We start from the raw sequence: 276 nt of genomic DNA, 5'->3' as shown, positions 1-276 counted from the left end.
ACGCTCTTCCGATCTTGGCGGTGGCGGTCATTCGCGTCCCCCGCCACGGCGCGGCGGTGGCGGTGGTGGACGACGATAGGATCTGACCGGGTTTCCAGAGCCAATGGAGGCAACCATGGCATTGCGACTGAAGTTGAAGCGTTTGCTGGTTGGCGTGGTCCTGCCCTTGACGTTCGCAAGTTCGTCCTTGGCGCAGACCGCCCTCTCGGAGTTCATCGGCAAGGCGCCGCAGCCGTCCTTCGACACGCCTGATATGGCGCTCGACAAGCTGAAGGC

The organism is Rhizobium sp. UBA1881, assembly GCF_002338015.1.
In the GTDB taxonomy this organism is placed as follows: Bacteria; Pseudomonadota; Alphaproteobacteria; order Rhizobiales; family Rhizobiaceae; genus Rhizobium.
Note: the sequence above shows the minus strand (reverse complement) of the source record.